Below are 25991 nucleotides of genomic sequence, written 5' to 3'. Positions count from 1 at the left end.
TCTAAAATGAATATAGAAACAATACCACACATAGAAGTTTTTACCCCTCAAGTTTGGGAAAAGGTAAATCTTAATCTGCTGGCCAAGAGTTTAGCCGAATTAATGCATGAAGATGTTGCCAAACCTGTAATTACAGACAGTAAAGACAGTATAACGCATTTTAAACTTATAACAGATATTCCAGAAGTTTACTATACTTTTTCTGCTTATCCAAGACTTTTAGAGTATTATCATGTTGAAAAAGAAAGTATTCAACGATGGGAAAACGGCATCGCCTCGCCCGCTAAAGATGTTCTTTGTTTTTTCATGGAATTACAAAAAACCTTTGGTATAGATTCTTTTACACTGGCAAAATATACAGAAGAACTTCTAAATACTTTATATGCCGATGCGCATTTGTTCACGAGAGAAAAGCTGAGCGCTGCTGAATTGACAAAAGCCGATTATCAGACTATCGAACATCAAATGGAAGGTCATCCGTGGGTTATTGCAAATAAAGGACGCGTTGGTTTTAATAATACCGATTACCACAATTACGCTCCCGAATCCAATAAAAATACGACTTTGTACTGGCTTGCTGCACATAAAAAAAGAGCTTTATTTAATTCTTTGGAAACGATCAATTTTGATGATTTTTATGCAGAAGAATTAGGCGCGGAAGTTTATAAAGGGTTTCAGGAAAAGCTTCGTAGTATGAAACTTGCCGTTGAAGATTACGTTTTTATTCCCGTGCATCCGTGGCAGTTAAACAATAAAATTTTACTGCAATTTCATCAAGATCTAGCTAATCAATATTTAGTGATTTTGGGCAAAAGCGACGATGTTTATTCGCCTCAGCAAAGCATTAGAACTTTCTTTAATTTAAGTCATCCGTCAAAACATTATGTAAAAACGGCTATCTCCATTTTGAGCACAGGAAACATCCGCGGACTTTCTCCAAAACAAATGGATATTGCGCCGAGAGTCACAAAATGGGTAAAAGAAATGCTTGACAAAGATCCTTATTTTGAAGAAAAAGAAGTCGTGCTTTTAGGCGAAGTGGCTACGGTTTCTTATCGTCATCCGCAGTACAATACAATAGCTGACAGTCCGTACCATTACCGCGAAATGTTGGGTGCATTGTGGAGAGAAAGTGCAGAGAAATACCGCAAACCTGATGAAAATTTAATGACAATGGCATCTTTATTATATATTGATGACAACGATCGTCCTTTTCTACAGGAACTTATAAACATTTCCGGACTAAGTACTCAAAACTGGCTTGAGCAGTATTTAGAAGCGTATTTAAAACCTTTGCTTCATATTTATTATCAGCATTCTTTATGTGTAACACCTCATGGCGAGAATATTATTTTAGTCATGAAAAATGGAATTCCGCAACGTATTATTATAAAAGATTTTGTTGATGATATTGTTTTAACAGAAGAAGCCAAATTAAAATTACCCGATGAACTTAAAGAAGGTCTTATTCAGTCCTCTAATAAAGAAAATACGCCTTTGTTTATTTTGATAGGTGTTTTTGATGCCTTTTTCAGATACTTGTCTGACATTCTGCATACTCATATGGATTATGACGAATATCTTTTTTGGAAAACTGTTATAGGATCTATTGAAGAATATCAGCAGGATAATCCGCATTTAACTGACCGATTTGAAAAGTACAATCTTTTTGAACCGGAATTCAAGCGATTCTATATCAATAGTTTGAAACTTCTTAATAACGGATATGCTGAACAAACCGGTTTTGCTGTTCCAAAAAAAGGAAGCAAACTGCCTAATCCTCTTTATGTAATCAGACAGTACGAAATGAATGAGTTTACTGAGATTAGTGAAACAATACAGCACCAATCATGAAAGTAGTTGTTTTACGACTTCAGTCTTATACTGATTTGTTTCTTACCGCAGTATTAGGCCGAGAGAAAAAATTCACTTCTGGCAGTATTAATCGCGCAATTGTATTGCTTGCCGTTCCTATGGTTTTAGAGCTGGTAATGGAATCTATTTTTGTTTGTGCCAGTTTATTTTTTGTGAGTAAACTTGGCGCTGCAGCAGTTTCTATTGTAGGTTCTACAGAATCTGTTATCAGCTTTTCGTACTCTGTTTCAATTGGTTTAAGCATTGCAGCTTCGACTTTAATTGCACGACGCGTTGGCGAACAGAATTTTAAGGATGCAAGTATTACAGCCGGACAGGTAATAAACATAAGCGTAATCTGCGGTATTCTAATAAGCATCATCTGTTTTATATGGAGCAGTGAAATACTTGGATTAGTAGGACTTTCATCTGCCGTTATAGAACAAGGCAGTTTATATGCCAAAGTAATGTTTGCCAGCTGCGGTTTTATTATTATCCGAATTGCCTTAAACGGAATCCTTCGCGGTGCCGGTTATGCTTCTATGGCGATGCGAACACTTTGGCTTTCGAATGCATTAAATATAATCTTATGCCCTATTCTTATTTTTGGATGGGGACCAATACCAGCATATGGATTATTAGGAGTTGGTATCGCTACCGCTGTGGCACGTTTTGTAGGAGTCTGCTATCAGGCATTTCATTTGATTAAAGGAACTACCATTATTCACATTGGAAAACAGCAATTAGCAATTCACCGCGAAACTTTTCAAAAAGTATTGAGACTTACTTTTGGAGGAATGCTGCAGTATTTGATTCCTGCATCGAGCTGGCTGTTTATGATTAAAATTGTTTCTCATTTTGGAGGAAATGCACTTGCAGGTTATATCATAGCACAACGCGTTGCATCGATAGTTACTACACCCGCTTGGGGAATCGGAAATGCGGCAGGAATTTTAACCGGACAAAATCTGGGCGCACAACAACCCGAAAGAGCCGAAAAATCTGTTTGGAGAGCCGGAATGATTAATATGTGCTTTTTGATTACAGTAGCAATTGGATGGATTTTTATGGCAGATCCGGTTGTCAGAATCTTTTCTGATGTTCCCGAAGTAATCGATCACAGCACAACTTACATTCACATTATTTCTATTGCTTATGTATTGTTAGGATATACAATGGTTATTTCCAGAGCGCTCAATGCTGCTGGAAAAGTCATGATTGTTACTCTGCTTTATATACTTATGTTTTATGTAATACAAATACCGCTTTCTTATGTTTTTGGAGTCGCAATGGGTTTTGGTCCAAAAGGCATTTTTGCCGCGATTTTACTTTCAGAGCTAGTATTGGCTTTTGGCTGTATCACCATATTCAGAACAGGAAAATGGAAATTAACTAAAGTTTAAAAACAGATAGTATAAATTTTTAACACATAGAAACATAGTTTTTTTGACTTGAGAAAAGGCGTTTCACTTTTACTTAATTCACATAGCTATGTGAGAGAAACCAGTTTCTTTCAATTCTCTTTTTTATAAAACAAAAATCTATGTTTCTATGTGTTTAAAACAATTAAAACCAATAGGTTAAAAAAAATAACATTAACAAATTAAAATACCATCATTATGAGTACAACACAAGAATTACATCAAGTTTTTGCAACCGCATTTGAAATACCTGTAGAATCAATCACATCAGATTTAGAATATCAGGGAATTGTCGAATGGGATTCTATGAGCCATTTGCTTTTGGTTGAAGAACTGGAAAGATTTTATAATGTTTCGATTTCTATGGAAGATATTCTGGAAATGGGAAACATCGATAAAATAAAAGCAATACTGAAAAAAAACGGTGTAGAAATCCAATAATCCAAAAGAAAAAGTATGGGACTTTATGATTTAATTCAAAAAAATAAAAAATTAAATTTTATAGATGCAAAAACCAAAGTTGTAAAAACGTTCAGCGATATACACGAATCTTTAGATATTGAAGATCTGCGTGCCGTGGTTTTCATTTATAATGATAATCAGCTTCCGGCAATTGAATCGTTTTTGAATTTTTATAACAAAAAGTACACAGTAGCTTTGCTTAATTCAGGTTTACACCCTGAATTTAAGCAAAATCTGGAAAACGAATACAAACCAGCATACATCTTCGATCCCGCCAGAACAGATGTTGAAGATTATGATTTAAAACAGGTTTCTAAAGATATTTCGCTTTTTAAAAGAAAAGAAATCCGCCTATACCCTATTCATGGCGATATTAAGCTTTTAATGAGTACGTCAGGAACTACTGGGTCGCCAAAATTTGTTAAGATTTCAGATCACAATCTGGTACAGAATGCTTTATCTATCATGGAGTACATGCCAATAACGGAACACGATGTTGTTCCGTTAAATGTACCTATTAATTTCGTGTATGGATTTTCGATTTTTACAACAAACTGCATAAAAGCAAAGACGATTGTATGTACTGACAGAGATGTGCTTCAAAAAGAATTCTGGTCAGATCTTACTGAATATGGTTTTTCAACACTAAGCGGCGTTCCTTATTTTTATGAATTACTGCATCGCTTTGGTTTCTTCAAAAAAGATACACCTTCGGTACGTTATTTCACTCATACGGGAGGAATGCTGAATCAGGAACTGGCAAATGTCATTTCAAACTATACTCATCTTTACGATAAACAGTTTTTTGCACAATACGGACAAACCGAAGCCAGCGGCAGAATGGCTTTTTTACCTCCAAAAGATTTTCAGACAAAAGGTACATCAATAGGATTTCCTGTAAAAAACGGAAGATTTGAAATTGATGAAAATACAGGAGAACTTATTTATTTCGGCCCAAATGTTTCCGGAGGTTATGCCAACAACATTTTCGATCTGCAGGATTACAATCATACCGATAAGCTTTATACAGGTGATCTTGCCGAAAAAGACGAATTGGGTTATTATCATATTAAAGGACGCATTAAACGTATTATGAAATTATTCGGAATGCGCTTAAACCTTGATGAGGTAGAGGTTTTGCTTAAAAATCAATTAGGCGGACAAACCTTTATTTGCATCAGTGTTCAGGATAAATATCTTGGCGTTATACATCAGGATGAATCTTTATTACGCGAAACAATCACGCAGGTAACAAAAGAAAAACTCGGACTGCATGCCAGCTCCATAAAAAACTATTATTTCGATCAAGTACCGCTGACTGTTAACGGTAAAGTCGATTATCCGGCAATAAACAAATATATCAACGAAAACGAAAATTCATTTGCAGCCGCAAAAACGGTTGTCGGATAATTTAAAAATATACTGGTTGTGCACAATTATCTTGTCTATACAGCATGTGAAAATTATAACGCGGATAAAAACGGATGTTAAGCATTGAAAAAAAATAAAAAATCCGTAAAAATCCGCGTCTTCGCGATAGCGAATCCGTGAAATCCGCGTCAAAAAAATACACGCAACAGGTTAAATATTTAATAACTAATATGTTTTTTAAACTTTAATGATTAAAAATAAAACTATGGAACAGCAAAGCAAAAGAATTCCGGCACTTGATTTAATAAAAGGAATGAGTGTTATTGGAATGATAATTATACATACACTGCTGACTTTTGCAGATATAAAATCGCAGTCAGAAAGCGCTATTGGTCTTTTTATTGTCTTTCTGGGCAGAGGAACTTCTATTTTCCTGATCTGCATGGGAATCACATTTATGACATCACGTCACCAAAGCCTTAAAAGTTCTATAACGCGCGGCGGAATGCTTTTAGCTGCCGCTCTTTTTATGAATTTTTTAAAGTTCATTTTTCCGGTAATATTTGGTTTTGCGCCAGATAATTTTATACAAAGATATGGCTGGCACGGACCAATCGAACAACAGTATCTGTATTTAATGTTATTGGGCGATATACTTCAATTAGCAGGAATGTCTTTGCTGTTCATTGGTTTTATTAGAAAATATGTTACCAATAAATACGGAATCTTAGGCATAGGTTTATTAGCTGCATTAGTTTCCAGAGAAGTCAGCGGTATCAATATTGACATTCCTGTAGTTAATTATGTTTTAGATCTTCTTTTCAATAATGATTTTCCGGCTTACGTTTATTTTCCTGTTTTTCCTTGGGTGTCTTTTATCATCATCGGAATGTTTTTTGGAAAATGGTATCAGGAACTTAATTATAACAGACCGCAATTGTTCAAAAATATGCTGTATATCGGTATTCCGTTTGCTGTTTTAGGCGCACCACTTGTTTTTATTTACGGAGATTACAATTACAATGGTTTCTACCATATGGGACCTGGAGGTGTTCTCTATTTTGCAGGATGGACTTTAATTTTCCTTTTTATCATTTATAAAATATCTGTAAACGTCAAAGAAAATAAATTCATTAAACTTTTAAAATATTGCAGCAAGAACCTAACGACCATGTATATGACGCAATGGATATTGATTTCTTGGGGAAAAGGCATCTTTGGCTTTAGAGCGAATCCAATAACAACGGTATTAGCTCTTATAGTGATGTATATTATCTTGACATTTTCAGTTCAGATTCTTATAGATCTTATTCGCAAAAAGCGCGAAAAATCTAAGGTTGTAGAAGTTTTAAGTTAAAATGTGAATATTTTTTAATTAACATTTGGATATTATTAGTAGATAATTTCATACTTTTGAATTTTTATTCATTCTAAATAAGAATAGTATTTAATTCTAAGTATATTTCATGAAGCTCAAAATAGTATTGCTCTTTTTATTCTCGTCGACAATTTTAATTGCTCAAAACACGATCACTGGTAAAGTAAATGATGAATCAGGAAAACCCTTAGCTGGTGTTAACATTCAGGTTTTAGGAACACAAATAAATACAGCGACAAATGCCGACGGATTTTATCAGTTAGAGAATATTGCAAAAGGTAATTATACAATTGAGGTAAGTTTAGAAGGTTATATTTCAAAAAAGCACACGATTGTTTTAGATAATACACAAAATAATACTGTTACTATAACTTTAGAAAAGGTTCATAATACATCAAAAGAAGCAGAAAAACTAAATGACGTCGTGGTAAAAGGTGTGTCTGAAAAAAGAAAAAAAGAAGAAACTGCAGAAGCCGTTTCTGTAATAGAAATGAAAGAAGCGAAGTTTAAAACCGCAGATTTAGGCGAAGTACTTGCGCAAACGCAGGGTATTAATGTTAGACGCACCGGAGGTTTAGGTTCAAGAACCAATTTCTCGATGAATGGACTTACCGGAAATCAAATTCGATTTTTCTTAGAAGGAATTCCTCTGGAATATCATGGATATACTTTCGGAATTTCAACAGTTCCGGTTAATTTAATTGATCGTGTTGAGGTTTATAAAGGAGTTGTTCCTATTGAGTTTGGAGCAGATGCTCTTGGCGGTGCTGTCAATTTAATTACTCCAAAAATGAAATCTGGTTTCAGCGGTTCTTTTTCGGCTCAGGCAGGATCTTTTGGTACTTACAGAACATCATTAATACTTAGTGAATATGATAAAAAGACAGGTTTTTTTATAAAAGGAAACGGGTTTTACGACACTTCACAAAACAATTATAAAGTAGATGTTGATATTCCGGATGCTTCTGGAAAGATTAAAAAGGAAACTGTGCGAAGATTTCATGATGCTTACGAAGGCTACGGAATTCAGTTAATAACAGGAATAAAAGACAGAATTTGGGCAAAGGAATTGAGTATTGAAGGTTTTTATACCGATTATTCAAAAGAAATTCAGCATAATCAGTTAATGGTTGGAGTTCCTTACGGTGAAGTTATGACGTATCGAAAAGCAGCAGGAACTGTCCTTACCTACCGCAATGATTTTGGAGATAATTTTAATTTAGATTTTGTCTCTGGATATAATTACAGAGAACGCCAATTTAAAGACGTATCTGATTATGTTTACAATTGGTATGGCGAGCGTATCGAAGGTTCAGCAGGAAATGTCAGTGGCGAGATTTCAGAATCTACAGGCCCAAGCGATACTTATACATGGAATAATGATGTTTTTGCTCGTTTAAAAGCTTCTTGGAAAATCAATGATAAATATGCTTTGAGCTTTACTTCGGCACCAACTTATTCCAAACAAACCGGAGATGACAGACTTATTAACGGGTATGATCCTGCAGCTGCTGTAAGAGATTTGTTTACTTGGGTTAATGGTGCAGATTTTAAAATAAATGCATTTAATGAAAAACTAGAGAATCTTTTCTTTGCTAAACATTATATGCAGAAAATCAATTCCGAAGAAAAAATTCCTTCGAACAATACTGTAATAAAAGAAAGCAGAAACGTAAACTATTTTGGTTTTGGAGATGGATTGCGTTATAAATTTAATGAGCAGTTTTCAACAAAACTAACGTATGAATATGCTACACGTCTGCCTCAGACAGATGAATTGTTTGGAGACGGCCAGTTTGTTCAAGGGAATCTAGACCTAAAACCAGAACGCAGCCACAACGTAAATTTTGAACTTTTCTTCAGGTCTAAAGAAAATTTAGAAAAAAGCAATTGGGAGGTTCAAACGAATGTTTTTTTTAGAAAAATAGACGATCAAATCTTATTTGTTCCAGCACTGGATCGTAATAATATCTATCAAAACGTATTTGCTGCTACTTCAAAAGGAATTGAATTGGCAGGAAGCTGGACTTCAAAAAACGACAGACTTTCATTTCACGCTAACAGTACATATCAGCATTTTTACAATGACTCAGATAAAGGAATATTTGCTCCTTATAAAGGAGACAGAGTACCAAATCAGCCATACTTTTTTGCAAACGGAGGCGCTAATTATTCTTTCTACAACCTAATTGGCAAGGCAGATAAATTAGCTCTTTTTCTAGATGCAAGATATGTATATGAATTTTATAGAAGTTGGGAAAGTGCTTCTACAAATCCATTTGTGATTCCAAGTCAGTACACTTTTGATTTTGGAACAACGTATCATAGCAGCTTTAACGGAATTAAATATGCTTTAACAGCAGAAATCCAAAACTTAAGTAATGAAAAAAATTATGACTTTTTCGGTGTACAAAAACCGGGAAGATCATTTAATATCAAATTAGTAACGCAATTTTAATTAATTATATAACCAACAAATATGAAAAATCGATTTTTTATAAAAAATGCAGCATTAGCAATAATGTGCTCGATGTTAGCATTAACATCATGTAGTTCAGATGATAACAAAACAGATGAAGGAGGTCAGGGTGAAAATCCGGCAGTTATTGCATCAGTTCGTGTAAAAAGCCCTAGCGGAGAAACTATTTTTTATTTGGGAGCTTATGATAAATTCCCTTCAACTCTTGATTATAAAACAATGACAGAGATAGGGCCTGGCGCAACCATATATTCATATGGCGAACATCCTTACGTTTGGAACGGTACTGCTTCAACCTTAACCAAATACAATGTAAGCAATGAAATGAAAATTTCAAGCGCTGATGCTTTAAGTTTAGCAGGAACAGGTGTCAGCGGTACTTTTGGACCTCCAGCTTTCGTATCTGAAACAGAAGCTTATTTTTTCGCGTTAAACGATGGGAAAATTATTAAGTTCAATCCAACTACTATGACTATTACAGAAACCATTTCTGTTACTCCGCTTCCGTTAAGTAATGACGCAGCTGTAAAAACATCAACTTATATGAGTTATGTTACTTCTGCAAAAAAAATCATTTTACCAGTGGCAGCAACTCCTACTGATTTTAATAAGTTTCCGCAATATGCTCAAATTGCAGTTTTTGACATAGCATCAAAAGTAATTACTTATGTTAATGATACCCGTATGTCAATGGGGTATGATACTTTTGCCAAAGGAAATGATGGTAGTTTATACTACAGACCATCTCGTGCTACAGCCCTTTCATTAGATTATAGTACCGTAACTGGTAACCCAACACCAGGTGGATTGCTAAAAGTAAATCCTAATGGAACGTTTGATTCTACCTTTTTTGTAGATTTAAAAGCAGTTCTAAATGCACATTCAGTAAATGTGGTTTCATATGTTCATGACAACAAAGCACTTACTCAATACTTTGATAATACTTTTACTCCACCTGCAAAACCAGCTGATTGGTATAAAGTTCCAACTAAATATGCACTTGTGGACTTAAAAACAGGAGAAATAGTACCATTTACATCATTTGAACAATACGGTACAGTATATACAGTAGGAACAATTGATGGTGTTGAATATTATGGAAATATTCCTACTGATAATAATAATTTTAAATATAGACTTTTAAAACAAAAAGGAGCTGCCGAATTTGAAGCAATTTCAGAAGCTGGCGGTAGTTTGATATTTGTTGGTAGATTAAGATAATCTATACCAAGATTATATTTAGAATAGTAATAATGTCTTAATTATAAATTTGGACTTAATATTAAAAAAAAGGATCTGCCCATTTTGGACAGATCCTTTTTTTATATAATTTCTGCTTAATCAATTCGGATATTAAAATCCATTATCATTACGGTATTATGGCCATTTTTTCTGTTAGCAGTTTTTTTATTCGATTTTCTTTGTCCAGATCATTCAGTTTTACTTCCACTCCATTTCCAGAATACTTTTTATACACTGTGCTATCTTTTGATTCTATAATTTCAAAAGAAAGCAGTTTTCCCGGAATATAAGCTCCCAGCCAATTCGGATCTGGCTTTTGATTCCAGGTAATCCAAATTAATTTTTCGCCATTTTGCATAACTGAACCGTTTGATTTTATTCTCTCAACTGCTTGCTGATTTCCATATAGTAAAGAAGTCGTGTGTTTTTTAGTATTTATTGATGAGTTAATGACTTTTAAGTCTGAAACCTTATTCATTAATGGCTCTGGAAGCGAAGCCTCATTATTTAAACCTTTTTCGCCTTTAAAATCAGAACACGAAGAAAGAAAAAGCAAAAAAAGAACTGTTGTAAAATATAGTGTCGTTTTCATAACTATTGTAAAATTGGAAGTGTAAATACATGATCGTTTTTTTCCATTGGCTGATGACAGCGCATGCATTCAATTGTAAAATCGGCATTTTTACCATAAGGTTCCAGCTGCGGTGTTTTAAATCGTGAAAATCCCCAGCCATTTGTTGTTTTGTATTTGTTATGATCTTTAATCATAAATTCCACTTGCTTAAAAGCTCCCTGCGAAATATTTCCTTCTGCATCTTCAATTTCATCGTATGCGGCTTTAGCAAGAATTGCTCCATCAGGCCACGGACTAATCTGTTTATTTTTAATAGCCTTTATCGCAATATCATTACCATAAATAATACGCATTGTTCCATTATCAACACGTTGTGTCGTACTTATAACTGCCCAATTTTTATAATCTGCAATATAAGCAATGCCATTGGGCGCTTTTGGAACTTCCGCCTGAACTTCTGCTTTTTTGAAATAATCGGACTGCGCTTTTAGTGCTTTTATTTTTGAAGTATCCTGCGGCATATTATTCACTCGAAGATTCCATATATAATCTTTCAATACTTTAATATCCTGCGGCGACAATTTAGCTTTTGGATGTGCGAGCGTATAACTGCTCAGTGGCATGGCACCCAGCGTAACCTGATTTACAGATTCCCATAATTTTGCTTTTTGATCTGCAGGAGACAATTGATCCCAATTAGAAAAATTGAGTCCGCTTCTGCCGTCTTTAATATGCTGCGCAACGAGCCACGATGCAGGAACTATTTTATCATACCAAGTGAGATTTGTTTCATTAGAATGACAATCATAACAAGAATTTTTAAAAATGGTTTGTACTTCGTGAGGTACTTGTAAATCTCCCGTAATTGGCGGATTTGTTATTTCTGGACGCATAAACTGTAATCCGCAAAAAATAACAAGCAGTGTTACCAAAAGAATTATGATTCTTTTTCTTTTATACATTTTTGGCTTTTCCATATGAATAGTTTTAATTGTTTTCTGAAAGTATTTCTTTAAGCTGCACCAGATTTTCATCTTTAAGATTGATTTTTGAAATCTGATTGATATTGCAAATTAAGCGCGCAGAACACTCTGAAATCAAAGAAAAATGGTCGAAAGGGAAAAAATGAACTTAAAGAGGAATAAATTAAAGCCTAATAAAACGGACGCTTTTCTTTATGAATCTGTTTTCAGATTTTTTTGAAATGCACACTATAAATTTATCATTTTTAAAAATTATTATTAACTAAATTTGATTCTTTAATTGAATCATTTCCCATGAAAAAAGACAAACTGTATCTTTTTACATTTTTATCCTTGCTTGTTGTTGTGTATATCTGCGGTTATTTCAGCATGAATTATTTAGTTGATTTAAGTACCAAGCAGTTTTTAAAAATACAAATCGAATCCAGCAAAAGGGAAGCAAAGGAAATGGCCAATCTCATTTCTTTTCAGGCACAACAGCATAATGATAAACAACTCATTATTAACAATGTCCAAAAGAGTATTGAAAAAACCGATACACAAACGGGATTCATCTGCATGTTTGATCATACGGGAAAAGAAATCTGTCATCCTAATCCTGAAAAAATAGGTCGAATGACAGGACCAGATGAATCTTTTATTTCTAATATTCATAACAACAGCGAAGTTGATCCTGAAGATTTTTATTCGTATCTAAAAAATAAAACCGAAGGCGGCGGTCTGCGAAATTACAGCGATCCTAAACGTGACTCTGAAATTATCTATTTATACCCTGTTAAAAATACAGACTGGATTGTAGCCTCACACGCGAATCTTAAAAACATTAACAAACAGGTTGAGGATTTGAAGTTTTATTTCATTTTGGTTTACCTTTCAACGGGTATTTTAATTGTCGTGCTTTCGTTTTTTATGGTCCGTCTTTTTGGAAGCCGTTACGAAAGAAGACTGGAGCAGAAAAATGAAACGCTTTTTAATGAAGTTTTAAATTTATCAAAACTCAATTCTGATCTTACGAACTACAAAACAAAAATAAATACATCTGAAAATATAGAGAATGCAGATGTTTCAATATCAAATAAAAAAAGGATTTTGACTTATTTGAAAAATGAAATTGTTTCTCTCGAAATTGAAAACATTGCTTATATCTATATGGAAAATACCATTACTTATGTTAAAGATATAAACTCAAAAGTATCCACCAGTAACAGCAGTTTAGAAGAAATTTACAATGAATTGGACAGTACTGCTTTCTTTAGAGCCAACAGACAGTTTATTGTTTCTATAAAATCTATTGATAAAATCCTTAAATACGGAAACAATCAGTTGAAAATTGAAGTAATTCCTAAATCTGAAGTTGATATTATAATCAGTAAAAATAAAGCTGCTGAGTTTAAAGCGTGGTTAAACAGATAGTGGTTGATATTCAATAAAAAAAGACCAAACATTTTAAACGTTTGGTCTTTTAATTCATTTTATAAAAGGAATTAACGGTTTTCAAATTCTCTTCGATTGTAAAAAGTATCATCATTATCATTAAAATGAGAATCGTCATTAGGATAATAAGAGCTTAAAACTCGTTTTTCGTATTCCCTGTCAAAATTATATTGTGTGTTGTATCTGTTTGTTTTTCTAAAGGTATTATAACCAATATTATTTGCCATAACAATTTTTGTGTCTTTGTTTATGCTTACAGATCCTATTGGAATAATAATGTGGCTGTCTCCGTCTTTATACACAAACTCCTGTCCGTTGTCATTTGCTATAACGTCGTGAACTTCATTTTTGCTGTCGTCAATTAATTTTTTATCCACTTTGACATCCAAATAAACAACCCGCTGCATATCTTTATTTACCCAAAGATTATCGATTGTTCCTATCGTGTGATTTTCAGAATCTACTATTTTCCATCCTGTTACATCAGAATAGTTTGACGCAACTTTATAATCAGAAAGTTCATCCAGTCTGTATAAGTTTTTGTTTCTATTTTCCATACTTTCTATTTTAATATTTTTAATTATCAAGTTTCCACGTTAATTAGTGGTGTCAACAGCTGTAGCGGTTGTATCAACACCTGCAGCATTTTCGACTTCTACTCTTCTCACATTTTGTGATTCATCTTCTCTGAAGTAGATATAATATACAACTGCACCAATTAATAAAATTGCTACAATCCAAGGCCATACAGGCTTCTTTTTCTCGATTTTAATTTCTGCCATAACTATATATTTTAGTGTAAATTCAATTTTTAACTAAAATTACAAATGATGACAGGATAAAAAAGTACTTAATTTCGGGCAGAATTTATAGAATTACCATTAACTTAAAATTATATAAGTAGCTGTTAATCAAAATGTAATAATTATGAAATAGTTTTAATTAACTTCATATTTAATTTTTTGGTTATGGAATCTATCGATATGCCCGTTTCTCAAAATGAATCTGAACGTCTTGCAGCTTTAAAACGCTATAATATTCTCGACACACTCCCCGATAATGCTTTTGACGATGCTACTGCCCTTGTCTCATATATCTGTGGAGTTCCTATTGCGTATATTTCTTTTATAGACGAAAGCAGACAGTGGTTCAAATCGGAAATTGGAATCGGAGTATCTGAGGTTCCCCGCGAAATAACTTTCTGCCGTTACACCATCATGGATTCTCAATTGGTAGAAATTCCCGATACACTTCTTAATGAACGTTTTAAAGACGATCCTAATGTTACGGGAGGTTTTAAAATTAGATTCTACGCAGGCGTGCCGCTCACAACTCCAGACGGATATCATATAGGCGTTTTGTGCGCCGCCGATCATGTGCCTCGAAAACTTAACGATAGTCAGCGTACTGCACTCTTGATTGTTGCGAGACACGTTATCAATACTTTAGAACTCGGAACAAAAAATAACGAACTGGCGAATCAGAAAAAAATAGCGGAACGCGCTGTAGCCGCCAAAGACAGTTTTTTAGCCAATATGAGCCACGAAATCAGAACGCCGCTGAATGCCGTAATAGGTTTTACCGAACTTTTAGCCGGAACTAAACTGGACGAGCAGCAACGAGGTTTTGTAAAAGATGTACAAACTGCCGGAGATAACTTGCTGTTAATTGTCAACGATATACTCGATCTTTCTAAAATTGAGACTGGCGGACTTACTCTCGAAATGCAGCCATTTCATTTAAAAAAAGCACTTCGACATGTTTACGACTTATTGAAAGTAAAGGTTACCAAAGAAGTTGAATTCAATCTTTATCTAGATGCAGATCTTCCTGAAATGGTATTGGGCGACCAAGTAAGACTCAATCAGATTTTGATGAATCTGGCTGGAAATGCCCTAAAATTTACTAGCGAAGGTGAAGTAACGATATCCATAAAAAAAACAGAAGAAACAAACGATGTTTATATGATTCGGTTTTCTGTAAAAGATACCGGAATTGGAATACCGCAGGAACATCTCAATATTATTTTCGAACGTTTTACACAGGCAGAAGAAAGTACTACTCGTAAATTTGGCGGTACAGGACTTGGACTCAGTATTGTAAAACAGCTTGTAGAAATGCACGGTTCTAAGATTCATGTTAAAAGCAGGGAAGATTTTGGATCTGAATTTTTCTTTACACTCAGTTATAAAAAAACATCTCAAGAAAAAAATGAACCCGAAGCAAAACCTGTCAACGATCTCGGCAGACTTAAAATATTGCTTTGCGAGGATAATCGACTCAATCAGAAACTGGCGCAAAATGTAATTGAAGGTTTTGGTTTTGAACTTGATACTGCCGAAAATGGCGATCAGGGAATTGATTTATTATCAAAAAATCAATATGATTTGATTTTAATGGATCTTCAAATGCCTATTAGAGATGGTTATCAAACTACCAATTATATCCGAAGTCAATTAAAAAGCACTATTCCAATTATTGCGATGACTGCGCACTCGCTGGCTGGAGAACAAGACCGCTGTTACGATGCCGGAATGGATGGATATGTTCCAAAACCTTTTAAACAATACGAACTTTTGGAAGCCATCAAAGCAGCTTTAAAAAAAGAACCTCGATCAAGAGAACGTACCAAAGCAGATTTATCGCGAATTGAAGAAACTGACCGCATAAAACCAGGCTGGAAAAAAGAAGTTATCTCTCAGTTTATAGAAAAAGCACCTTTAGAATTAAAAGAATTTGAAAGCGCCGTAAAACGAGCTGATTATCAAACGGTACTTAATACTGCTGAGGAGATTCAAATCTGGCTTCATCTTTTTCTTCTTGAAAATCTCAGCAGGCATTTGACCAACATTGAGCACGAAGCCCTCAAAAAAAATTTTACTATAGAAACCTCAGACAGCCTTGAAATAATAATGTGCAGTCTCAAAGAAATAATGAATGATTTACAAAAACAGGAAAACAACAATTGAAGTTAAAAACACTTCTACTCTTTTTAAAAATTAGAATATGGAAAATATAGAAACACAAAAAAATAGTCTCAAAGGAAAAAATGTCGTAATAACAGGATCAAGCAGCGGTGTAGGACGTGCAGCCGCAGAAGCTTTTGCACGCGAAGGATGCAATATTGTTATTGCTGCAAGAGGACAAAAAGGAATTAATGAAGTCGTAGATTTCTGCCGCGGATTGAATGTTCTTGCAATTGGAGTATCAGCAGATGTATCAGTTGCAGAAGATGTCGAGAGAGTTGCCAGAGAAGCTCTTTCACTGGGGAAAATTGATATCTGGATCAATAATGCCGGCGTTATGGCGAGTGGAAAATTTGAAGAAATTCCGTTAGAAGTTCATCAGCAAGTTATAAAAACCAATTTATTTGGCTACATGCATGGCGCTTACAATGCAATTAAAATTTTTAAAGATCAAAATGAAGGCATTTTAATCAACAATGTTTCTATTGGCGGATTTATGCCGGCTCCATATAGTGCCGTGTATTCTGCAACTAAATATGGCATAAGAGGCATGATGGAATGTCTTCAGGGTGAAATATCAAACCGAAAACATATTCATATCTGTAATCTCTATCCGCAGTTGCAAAACTCCACAGGAAACCTGCATTCTGCCAAGTATTCCGGCTTTGATGTAACAATTCCTTTTATTGCCTCAGATCCGCGTGATACTGCTGCCAAAATGGTTCAATTAGCAAAACATCCAAAAAAAGATTTATTTCCCGATTTACGAGCTGCAGCAATTGCAAATAGTTATCGATTATTTCCAAAAATGATAATTAACACAGCATCGGCTGCTGTACGAATGAAAATGAAACTTAACAATGATAAAGAAGGCAATTCTGGAAATGTGCTGACCAACTCTAAAGAACCGCTGCGTGTTTATGGAAAAACACCTTCAAAAACATCAAATAATATAAGTTTTACTTTATTAGCAGGAATAGGCATTGGCGCGGCTTTACTTTTAATGAAAACAATTGCCGGTAAAAGTCTGAGCAGCAACGAAACTGTGTAATAAAATTGGCTATTAAAACAGAATGCAGACAAAAATTAAGAATCATAAAATGAAAAAAATTTCACTTTAACTTATATTTTGTCTGCATATCTAAGATTTAACATCTAAGTAAAAAAACAATCTAATTTGACATACCTAAATTAGTTTCATTTCAAAGCCTCTACACCTTCAAGAGTCGGCTGTACTTCAATTATTTTTTCTGACGCATCAAACTCTAACTTATCAATACAAACCTCTCTGTGAAAACCACCTGCTCGTCCCATTTTGATTCCTGTTGGATAGGAAAATCTGTGATACACAATATACCACTCATCTTTTCCCGGAATCTGTAAAACTGAATTATGCCCCGTTGCATAAATCCCCTGCTTCGGAATTCCTTGAATAACAATATTATTTTGTGGAATTTCCAGAGGTCCAAGCGGTGAATCTGAAGTGCCATATCTTACTTTGTAATTCGGACTTCTTGTATCATCTTCACTCCAAAAGAAATAATATTTCCCGTTTCTGTAAATGACATAAGTTCCTTCTCTAAAACTTTTATTTACTTCAATTATTTTAGTACTTCCATCTTTTAGTGAAACCATATCTGGATTTAATTCCGCTACAGCCATGTACATATTTCCCCAATACAAATAACTTTTTCCCGTTTTAGGATCTGTAAAAACATCCGGATCAATTTCCTGACCGTCATTTATGCCTTCGGGTCTTTTAGCTACAATTGCTTTTCCGCTGTCTTTAAAAGGTCCCGCTGGATTATCTGAAACGGCAACGCCAATTTTTTGTGCAGCCGTGAAATAATAGAAATATTTGTATTTCCCTTTAATTTTTTTCTCTACAATACAAGGCGCCCAGGCATTTCTGTTTCCCCACGGCACGTCTTTTTTAAGATTCAGAATAATGCCTTCATCTTTCCAATCTGTTAAATTATCAGACGAAAATGTTTTGAAATAATAACCTGACCAATCATTAAATCCGTCGCTTGTGGGATAGATATAATATTTTTTTGTTTTGTTTGAATACAGAATTTCAGGATCGGCGTAATACCCTTCTAAAACAGGATTATTATTGAGTTTTGGAAGCTGTGACGGCGTTCCCCATTTTGCTGTAATTCTTTTTAATTCAGAACGCGTTATTGGTAGAATAGTTCCGTGACGCGGTTTAAAATCCATTGAAATATCGTTGTCTATAACCGTGAAATTTTCTAAATCTTTGGTTTTGGTAAATTGATATTTTCCTTTTGAATACAAATCGTACATTAAAATATATTCATCCGAATTATTGAGTTTAAAAATACTCGAACCTTCTACTTTTTCTTTGGTTTGCTGCAGATAATTATCATTTTCTGTCCAGTTTCCAGAAGTTAAATCGGTGGTTACAGCCGTTTTTATTCCTGCCGTTTCCGATTCTGTTTTATAGAAAAGATGATAAATTCCGTCTTTTAAAATAATATCGCCGTCAATACAAGCTCCTTTTGATTTTGGAACGAAAAGCAATTTTGGAGCACTTTCTAAAGCCGTGAAATCTGCATTCGCGTAAGCGTAATAAATTTTATCAGGTTCATTGCCATGCTGCATGCTAAAATAAATCATGTATTTACCCACTTTTGCGTCATAAATGGTCTGTGGTGCCCAAACTCGTTTTAAATCTTCATTTCCCGAAAATGCTTTTTGAATATTAACCACACTACTTTTCCAATTTACCAAATCGGTACTTTTTAGTAAAACCATCGCACGATTACTGTCCCAGCCTTTTGAAGAAGTCATATCCGTCAAAACCATATAAAAAGTTTTACCGTCTTCGGCTCTTAATATATGCGGATCGCGAACACCGCCCGTTGAGCTGATCGTTTTACTGTCTAAAATGGGTTTGTTATTATTTAGACTGTAATAATGATAACCGTCTGTACTTACAGCATAATTAACCGCTTCTTCTTCGACTTTATTTCCAATAAAATAAACGAATAAATAAGCCGTCAGATCTTTTTCAGCCAAAAGAGGCGGAATTCCACTTGCCGTATTTTGAGCTTTTGCCGGACTAAAAATAGTCATGAATATCAGAAAAAAGTAAAACAGCTTTTTCATTATTTTTTACTTTTTAATTGATACAAAACAGAACTGTGCGGTTTTAAATCGGCACCAATTTCTTTTGAAGTTACTTTTGATTTTTCGCCTGTCCACATATTTAAAACATCGGCAGAACCTGAAATTCCAAGATCTGAAAGATTTACAGAAACCTTTTGCGAAGCGTTATCACCAATATTAAATAAGGCAAGATAAACACTTCCATCTTTTGCTTTTGAAGTCACAGCGATTTGACGGTCTTTCTGAAAAAGCTGTTTTACATTCGTGCTTTCGTTATGCATTTTTACAACTTCTTTATTCGTTAATAAGGAAAGCGTAAAAGCATCGTTACTAGGCAAATCACCGCCAAAAAACAATGGCGACTTAAAAATATTGAAAAACGTAATCAAAGTATATTGTTCATCTTTTGTCAAACGCGTCATTCGATCTTTTCCGCGTTCGCCTCTTATCGAAATTCTTCCTAATGGAATCATATCACAATCCGGCCAAGTTCCCGGTGCGATATACGGATACCATTTTTGAGCCACCTCCATTAAATGTGTGATATGAGGCCATGTATCCCAAACGTCGTCTACCATACGCCACATATTAGCATGCGTGCTTACGTGCGGAGCTGCCGAAATCGGCGTTTCTCCAGGCGAAGTACTCAAGACAATTTTACGTCCGCATTTGTCAATGGCATTTCGAATTAAGTTGATTTCACCTTCATGATACGGTCTTGACAAATCATCAATTTTAATAAAATCTACGCCCCATTGCGCATACAATTCGAAAATAGAATCGTAATATTCCTGCGCGCCTGATTTGTCTGCTAAAACGGTATAATTATCTCGTAACCATTCGCATTGCAAAGCGGTTGAATAGACTTGATCGGCAGTGATTCCTTTTGTTCCCTTTATCGGTAGTTTGTTTTCAACTGCTTTTTTCGGAATCCCGCGCATAATATGAATCCCGAATTTCAATCCTTTTTTATGAATATAATCGGCTAAAGGCTTAAAACCCTGTCCGTCTTTCGCAGATGGAAAACGGTTTACAGCCGGAAGATATCTCCCGTACTGATCCATTACATATCGCGGATCGGTTTGGTTGTAACCTCCTGCCTTATCATTTTCGACAAACCATCGAATATCGACCACGACATATTCCCAGCCAAATTTCTTGAGTTCTTTTGCCATATAATCGGCATTGGCTTTTACCTCGTGTTCTTCGACTGTTGGTCCGTAACAATCCCAGCTGTTCCAGCCCATTGGCGGAGTCTGAGCCCATTGTTTAAATTCTTCTTTTTGAAAAGTTTTATTCTGAGAATAGGATGCAATCGAAACCAAAACGATTCCCAATGCCAGTGTGATTTTATTTTTCATAAGATACCGATAAATTGCCCCAATGAGACATTTAGCTCTGGAAGAGCGTTATATGTATAGCTGATTTTATCTGTTTGTGTCAAAAGCTCCAGCGGAGCGATATGTCACCCCGCTGGGGTTATGCGCTTGTAACGTTATTATTTTCTATAAATATTTCATCCCTCCGGGATTTTGATAAACGAAATTTTGCCAACAGAAAATTTTAAATTATTTCACATTAATAGTAACCTCTACAGGTTTTAACCATTGACTTGTGAACTTAACTTTAATTGGTTCTGTCGAATCTCCATTTGCCTGAATATAGGCCGCAATATGTCCGTGAAAAACACGCTGAACATTATCGTTATAATCCGTCATGTCGCTGTTATTTCCTGCTTCTAAACCTAATAAAGTTGCCGAACCTGAAATTGTACAAGTAACTTCATTGTCTGAAAGCATAACAGGAAGTCCGTTTTGGTCTTTTACCTGAACCATGATTTTGGCTACACCTTTGTCTTTGCTGATCGTAATATTTTTATCAGCGATCGTTAATTCAAAAGGCTGTTGTGTTGAATTAATCGCATAACGACTTACTTCTTTATCAGCTGCATCCAATCCAACGGCTTCTAATTTTCCTGATGCAAACGGAATATCCCAATAGATAATTCCAGTTTTTTCATCGTATAATTTGGTTTCTCCGACTACTTTTCCATTCAATTCCAAACGGGCTTTTGAAGCATTGGTATAACAAACTACACGTATTTTTTGTCCGTCTTCGTAATTCCAAATTGACCATGCATCTTTAGAAATGTCTTTTTCATTTACAAGCGGATAAGTTCCCAAATAAATCATCGGTTTATCTGACCATAGCGACTGACGGAAATATCCTCGCGGTTTGATAACTCCTGCAAAATCAACCAAACCAGAATAAAATCCTCTAGAAGGCCATCTTCCCGATTCTCCCAGATAATCAATTCCTGTCCAGAGAAACTGTCCGAAAATATGTTTGTTGTTTTTAACGGAAAGCCAAGGCTGCATATCGTGCGTGTTTTCACTTCCGTAAATAACTCTGTTTGGATATTTTTCGTGATCAGATTGGTATTTACTTTCGGTATAATTATATCCTGTAATATCTAAAGCACCTGGATATTCTGTTTCGTTAGACATTGCCACTCCTGCCAAACCTGCCGTTGTTGGGCGCGATTTATCGTATTTTTTAACCGCAGCAACCAAACGTTTTGCAATCGCGCCAAGACGCATAGCATCGGGAGCATCTTTTTTGTAACCGCCGTAAGTTGCTTGTCCAAAACCGTCTTTTCCTTTATCTAAAACGGGATGCGAATACGGATCATTTGGATAATCGACTTCGTTACCAATACTCCATGCAAAAACCGAAAGATGGTTTCTGTCGCGTCGCACAAAATCTTCTAAATCTTTTTCTGCCCAATCAGCAAAAATATCAAATGAACCTTCGTAACCTGGTTTCCCATAATTCCAACCTTCTAGCCATTTGCGTTTTGGGAATTCCCATTCGTCATAAGCTTCATTCAAAACCAATAAACCTAATTCATCACAAAGTTCGTAGAAATCTGGTGCCTGCGGATTATGACTGGTACGGACAGCATTTACGCCAATTTCTTTCAACGTTTCTAATCTCGTTTTCCAAACTTCTCTTGGAACCGCCGATCCTAAAACGCCAGCATCGTGATGCAGACAAACGCCTTTCATCTTCATTCCTTTTCCGTTAAGGGCAAAACCATTATTGGCATCGAATGTAAAACTTCTAAAACCTGTCTGTGTTTCGGTTTTGTCGATTTCTTTTCCGTTTTGTACAATCGTAGTTTTCAACTGATACAAATTCGGATTATCTAAATCCCATAATTTCGGATTTTTAACGTTGATTTTGGCTGTAATTTTTCCTTTTGAATTCGTCGAAACTGCCACTTTTGATGAAGCTTTTGCAATGGATTTTCCTTTAAAAAACAATTCATTTACAATAGTTAAATTAGTTTTGGCTGACGAACTGTTTTCTGCCTCAACTTCAACATTCAAAATTCCGTTTTCTTTTTGTACTTCTGGATAAGCGTAAACACCCCATTGTGCAATATGAACCGGATTTGCATACACCAGCCAGACATTTCTGTAAATTCCAGAACCGCTGTACCATCTAGAATCGGCACTTTGACTGTGATCTACACGAACAGAAATGGTATTTTCTCCTCCAAATTTCACAAATTCCGTTGCATCATAAGCAAACGAAATATAGCCGTTTGGACGCTTTCCTAATGAATGTCCGTTGATAAAAACTTCGCTTCTATTATAAACGCCTTCAAAATATAAATACACTTTTTCGCCTGATTTGCTCTGCGGAATATTGATTGATTTTCTGTACCACGCAATGCCGCCCGGTAAATATCCGGTTGCGCTTGCCAAAGTCGGACTCAATTGTCCTTTTACGCTCCAGTCGTGCGGTACGTTTACTTGTTTCCATTTGCTGTCGTCAAAAGTGACGTTTTTAGCATCCGAAACATCCTGAAGGTTAAATTTCCAGTTGTCATTTATTTTCTTTGAGTCTCCAAACGAGATTTGAGCTAACGCTGAAAAACACGAAAGAAAAAGTACAGGCAGTAAGATCTTATTTTTAAGCACTATGGTATTTTTTTAGTTTATTAAATGAAAAATTATTGAAGAGGATTTATGATGTAAGATGTACCTTTTTTAGTCTCAAATACAGCCGTATATCCAATAGATGATTTCTCGCTTTTGATATTCAGTTTTTCAATTATAAATGGTTCCGAAGATCTTATTTTACAAGTGCCTCCGTTATTCGATACAACTTTGGTCTGACTCATTTTGCCGTCATTCCATTTTATATTTACAGTGAAATTCCCTTTTGCGGTAATTCCTTTAATTTCTCCATCTGTCCAATCGTCTGGTAAAGCAGGAAGCAAATGAATTTCATTATTTTGACTCTGCATCAGCATTTCGATTATGCCTGCTGTTCCTGCAAAATTTCCATCAATCTGGAATGGCGGATGCGCATCAAACAAATTCGGATAACAGCCTCCCCTTCTATTGTATTTGATATCGTTATCTTTCGTTAATCTCAATTGATTTTTGAATAATTTGTAAGCGTGATTTCCGTCTAATAATCTCGCCCACATATTGACTTTCCAAGCCAAACTCCAGCCCGTTCCGTCGTCGCCACGAAGCTCTAAAGTCATTTTGGCGGCATTCGCTAAATCTGGAGTTTTCAAAGGTGAAATTAAATTAGCCGGATGCAAAGCGTACAAATGCGAAGTATGTCTGTGATGCGGATCTTCGTCTTCAAAATCTTTATACCATTCCTGCAAGTTACCTTTAGCACCAATCTGAAATGGCAATAATTGATTGGCGGCTTTATCTACTTTCTGTCTAAAATCAGCATCGATATTTAGAATTTTAGAGGCTTCGCTAATATTTTCAAACAAATCTTTTATAATTCCAATATCCATTGTAGAAGCGGTTGTTACAACGCCTCCTTTTTTTCCGTCATAATAATATTTATTTTCCGGCGAAGTCGATGGCATGGTTACCAAATAACCGTTTTTGTCTTGCTGCAACCAATCTAAACTAAATTCTGCAGCGCCTTTTATAATCGGATATACTTTTTTAAGATATGCCGCATCGCATGTATATTGGTAATGTTCCCACAAATGTCTGCTTATCCAATTCGAACCCATATACCAGTTCGCCCACATCGGATCTCCTTTTCCGAAATCTCCAACCGGATTTGTGGTTGCCCAAATATCTGAGTTGTGATGTAAAACCCAGCCATTGGCGTGATAATAACTTTTGGCAGTTTCGGCTCCTGTTACAGAAACATTTTTTACAAAATCATCAAGTGGAAAAAACAATTCGGATAAACTTGACGATTCAACCGGCCAATAATTCATCTGCAAATTGATATTCGTAGTGTAATTACTGCTCCACGGCGCACGAAGTTTGTTGTTCCAGATTCCTTGCAGATTGGCAGGCGCATTGTGCGTACGTGATGAAGAAATCAATAAATAACGTCCGTATTGAAAAAACAAAGCTTCTAGTCCTGAATCTTTTTCTCCTTTGTCATATTGTTCCAAACGAATATCAGTTGGGAGATTCGATTTGCTAGTTTCCTTTTCATTTAATTGTAAAGAAACTCTATTGAAGAATTTTTGGAAATCCTGAAGATGTTCTTTAACCAAATTATCATATTTTTTTGTCGAAGCTTTTTTAATTGGATTTTCAGCAAAGGCATGTTCGTCCTTTCCCTGACTGTCCGGACATTTATCGAATCCGTTGAAACTGGTTGCTGCCGAAATGAAAAGCAGTATTTCTGAAGCATTTTTAATCACGATTTTGTTTTCTTCGTAACCTACTGTTCCATCTTTTACAATTGGTTTTACGATTAATTCAAAACGCATCCCACGGCATCCCATCGGATCGTCATAAATAACGGGTTCTTTATTGTAATCAATATAATTTGGATCTGAGTGCGAAGGTGCTTTTCCTTTTAAAACCAATGAATTATTCTGAACTAATTTTTGATTTCTTAAAAGACTGGATGCATCAATTGAAACCGAAAGTTTTTGCAGCTGATCTGCCGAAAGTTTCATTACAATACATTGTGCAGGTGCCGAAGCAAAGATTTCTCTTTTATAATTTACGCCGTCGACTTTAAAATTGGTTACTGCTAATCCCGTTTGAATGTCCAGACTTCTGTTATAAAAATCTGTCTTTTTTCCGCCTAAATCCTGCGTTAACAAAAGATCTCCCAAAGGCATGAAACTTTCGCTGTAAGCCCCCTGCATGTTTTTGGTCAAAGTATAAGCTTTGTCAAAATCTTCTGCTTTAAGCGCTTCTCTAATTAAAGCCAGATTCTGAAAAGCATTCGGATTTACATTTTTCTGTACAGGTCCGCCACTCCATAAAGTCGCTTCGTTAAGTTGGATTAATTCAGAATCTACCCGGCCAAAAACCATTGCACCAAGTGTTCCGTTTCCAATTGGAAGGGCTTCTGTCCATTCAACCGCAGGCTGATTATATTGCAGTTTTAAATCCTGTGCATAACCTGAAAATCCGATAATTGCAGAAATAAAAACAAAAACCTTTTTTAAAAAATGATGCAGCATGTATTTTTAATTTATAATTAAACGATTAATCATGTTGGGTGTAATTCAAAAATCATATATTATGACGCGGATGACGCGGATTTGCTATCGCAAAGACGCTGACAAAAACGGATTTATATTTAAAATCTAAAAAATCCGCGTAAATCTGCGTCTTTGCAATAGCAAATCCGTGTCATCCGCGTTCTTTTTTATGATCAATCATATT

General features: G+C 35.2%; 18 protein-coding genes. 10 read left to right on the top strand and 8 right to left on the bottom strand.

What is annotated here, in order from left to right; translation table 11 throughout:
• The first annotated feature begins 6 nt into the window (after positions 1 to 6).
• The 7 genes from ABD859_RS21880 (at position 7) to ABD859_RS21850 (ending at position 10186) form a co-directional block, all read left to right on the top strand.
• The gene (locus ABD859_RS21880) at positions 7 to 1854 is read left to right on the top strand and encodes an IucA/IucC family protein (RefSeq protein WP_345146861.1); all 1848 of its coding nucleotides are present in this window, start codon (positions 7 to 9) and stop codon (positions 1852 to 1854) included.
• Complete coding sequence (locus tag ABD859_RS21875) at positions 1851 to 3257, top strand: MATE family efflux transporter (RefSeq protein WP_345146860.1); 1407 nt, start codon at positions 1851 to 1853, stop codon at positions 3255 to 3257. Before ABD859_RS21880 ends, ABD859_RS21875 begins: the two co-directional genes overlap by 4 nt.
• A gap of 216 nt (positions 3258 to 3473) precedes the next feature.
• On the top strand, positions 3474 to 3716 hold the full coding sequence (locus ABD859_RS21870; protein WP_345146858.1) for an acyl carrier protein: 243 nt from the start codon (positions 3474 to 3476) through the stop codon (positions 3714 to 3716).
• Positions 3717 to 3731: 15 nt separating this feature from the next.
• Positions 3732 to 5147, top strand: coding sequence for an AMP-binding protein (locus ABD859_RS21865; RefSeq protein ID WP_345146857.1), 1416 nt, complete (start codon positions 3732 to 3734; stop codon positions 5145 to 5147).
• Between the two features lie 226 nt (positions 5148 to 5373).
• Entirely contained in the window at positions 5374 to 6465 is a 1092-nt protein-coding gene (locus ABD859_RS21860; RefSeq protein ID WP_345146856.1) for a heparan-alpha-glucosaminide N-acetyltransferase domain-containing protein, read from the top strand.
• Positions 6466 to 6574: 109 nt separating this feature from the next.
• Positions 6575 to 8944, top strand: a complete 2370-nt coding sequence (locus tag ABD859_RS21855; protein ID WP_345146855.1) for a TonB-dependent receptor — start codon at positions 6575 to 6577, stop codon at positions 8942 to 8944.
• A 21-nt stretch (positions 8945 to 8965) separates the two neighbouring features.
• Positions 8966 to 10186 (top strand): hypothetical protein, encoded by a 1221-nt coding sequence (locus ABD859_RS21850; protein WP_345146854.1) that lies wholly within the window; start codon positions 8966 to 8968, stop codon positions 10184 to 10186.
• Between the two features lie 148 nt (positions 10187 to 10334).
• Here the strand turns inward: ABD859_RS21850 and ABD859_RS21845 are convergent, their stop codons facing one another.
• A complete protein-coding gene (locus ABD859_RS21845; RefSeq protein WP_345146853.1) occupies positions 10335 to 10799 on the bottom strand; it encodes a cytochrome P460 family protein in 465 nt (154 codons plus the stop codon).
• A 2-nt stretch (positions 10800 to 10801) separates the two neighbouring features.
• Complete coding sequence (locus ABD859_RS21840; RefSeq protein WP_345146852.1) at positions 10802 to 11758, bottom strand: heme-binding domain-containing protein; 957 nt, start codon at positions 11756 to 11758, stop codon at positions 10802 to 10804.
• Positions 11759 to 12058: 300 nt separating this feature from the next.
• Here ABD859_RS21840 and ABD859_RS21835 point away from each other — a divergent pair, with 300 nt between their 5' ends.
• A complete protein-coding gene (locus ABD859_RS21835) occupies positions 12059 to 13177 on the top strand; it encodes a LytTR family transcriptional regulator DNA-binding domain-containing protein (RefSeq protein WP_345146851.1) in 1119 nt (372 codons plus the stop codon).
• 71 nt (positions 13178 to 13248) lie between these two features.
• On the opposite strand, the gene ABD859_RS21830 is transcribed toward ABD859_RS21835, so the two are convergent.
• The gene (locus tag ABD859_RS21830) at positions 13249 to 13755 is read right to left on the bottom strand and encodes a PRC-barrel domain-containing protein (protein ID WP_345146850.1); all 507 of its coding nucleotides are present in this window, start codon (positions 13753 to 13755) and stop codon (positions 13249 to 13251) included.
• A 39-nt stretch (positions 13756 to 13794) separates the two neighbouring features.
• The gene (locus ABD859_RS21825; protein ID WP_345146849.1) at positions 13795 to 13980 is read right to left on the bottom strand and encodes a hypothetical protein; all 186 of its coding nucleotides are present in this window, start codon (positions 13978 to 13980) and stop codon (positions 13795 to 13797) included.
• A 186-nt stretch (positions 13981 to 14166) separates the two neighbouring features.
• Here ABD859_RS21825 and ABD859_RS21820 point away from each other — a divergent pair, with 186 nt between their 5' ends.
• Complete coding sequence (locus ABD859_RS21820; protein WP_345146848.1) at positions 14167 to 16167, top strand: GAF domain-containing hybrid sensor histidine kinase/response regulator; 2001 nt, start codon at positions 14167 to 14169, stop codon at positions 16165 to 16167.
• 37 nt (positions 16168 to 16204) lie between these two features.
• Positions 16205 to 17215: an SDR family NAD(P)-dependent oxidoreductase gene (locus ABD859_RS21815; RefSeq protein ID WP_345146847.1), complete on the top strand. Its 1011-nt coding sequence runs from the start codon at positions 16205 to 16207 to the stop codon at positions 17213 to 17215.
• A 146-nt stretch (positions 17216 to 17361) separates the two neighbouring features.
• Here the strand turns inward: ABD859_RS21815 and ABD859_RS21810 are convergent, their stop codons facing one another.
• The 4 genes from ABD859_RS21810 to ABD859_RS21795 form a co-directional block, all read right to left on the bottom strand.
• Positions 17362 to 19296, bottom strand: coding sequence for a glycoside hydrolase family 43 protein (locus ABD859_RS21810; RefSeq protein WP_345146845.1), 1935 nt, complete (start codon positions 19294 to 19296; stop codon positions 17362 to 17364).
• Positions 19296 to 20657: a glycoside hydrolase family 27 protein gene (locus tag ABD859_RS21805; RefSeq protein ID WP_345146844.1), complete on the bottom strand. Its 1362-nt coding sequence runs from the start codon at positions 20655 to 20657 to the stop codon at positions 19296 to 19298. The genes ABD859_RS21810 and ABD859_RS21805 overlap by 1 nt, the downstream gene beginning before the upstream one ends.
• A 207-nt stretch (positions 20658 to 20864) precedes the next feature.
• Complete coding sequence (locus tag ABD859_RS21800; protein WP_345146843.1) at positions 20865 to 23285, bottom strand: glycoside hydrolase family 2 TIM barrel-domain containing protein; 2421 nt, start codon at positions 23283 to 23285, stop codon at positions 20865 to 20867.
• 32 nt (positions 23286 to 23317) lie between these two features.
• Positions 23318 to 25786 (bottom strand): glycoside hydrolase family 95 protein, encoded by a 2469-nt coding sequence (locus tag ABD859_RS21795; protein ID WP_345146842.1) that lies wholly within the window; start codon positions 25784 to 25786, stop codon positions 23318 to 23320.
• Positions 25787 to 25991 lie beyond the last annotated feature (205 nt).

Source organism: Flavobacterium ginsengiterrae, assembly GCF_039539785.1.
GTDB classification, from domain to species: domain Bacteria; phylum Bacteroidota; class Bacteroidia; order Flavobacteriales; family Flavobacteriaceae; genus Flavobacterium; species Flavobacterium ginsengiterrae.
This window is presented reverse-complemented; position numbering and strand designations above follow the sequence as displayed.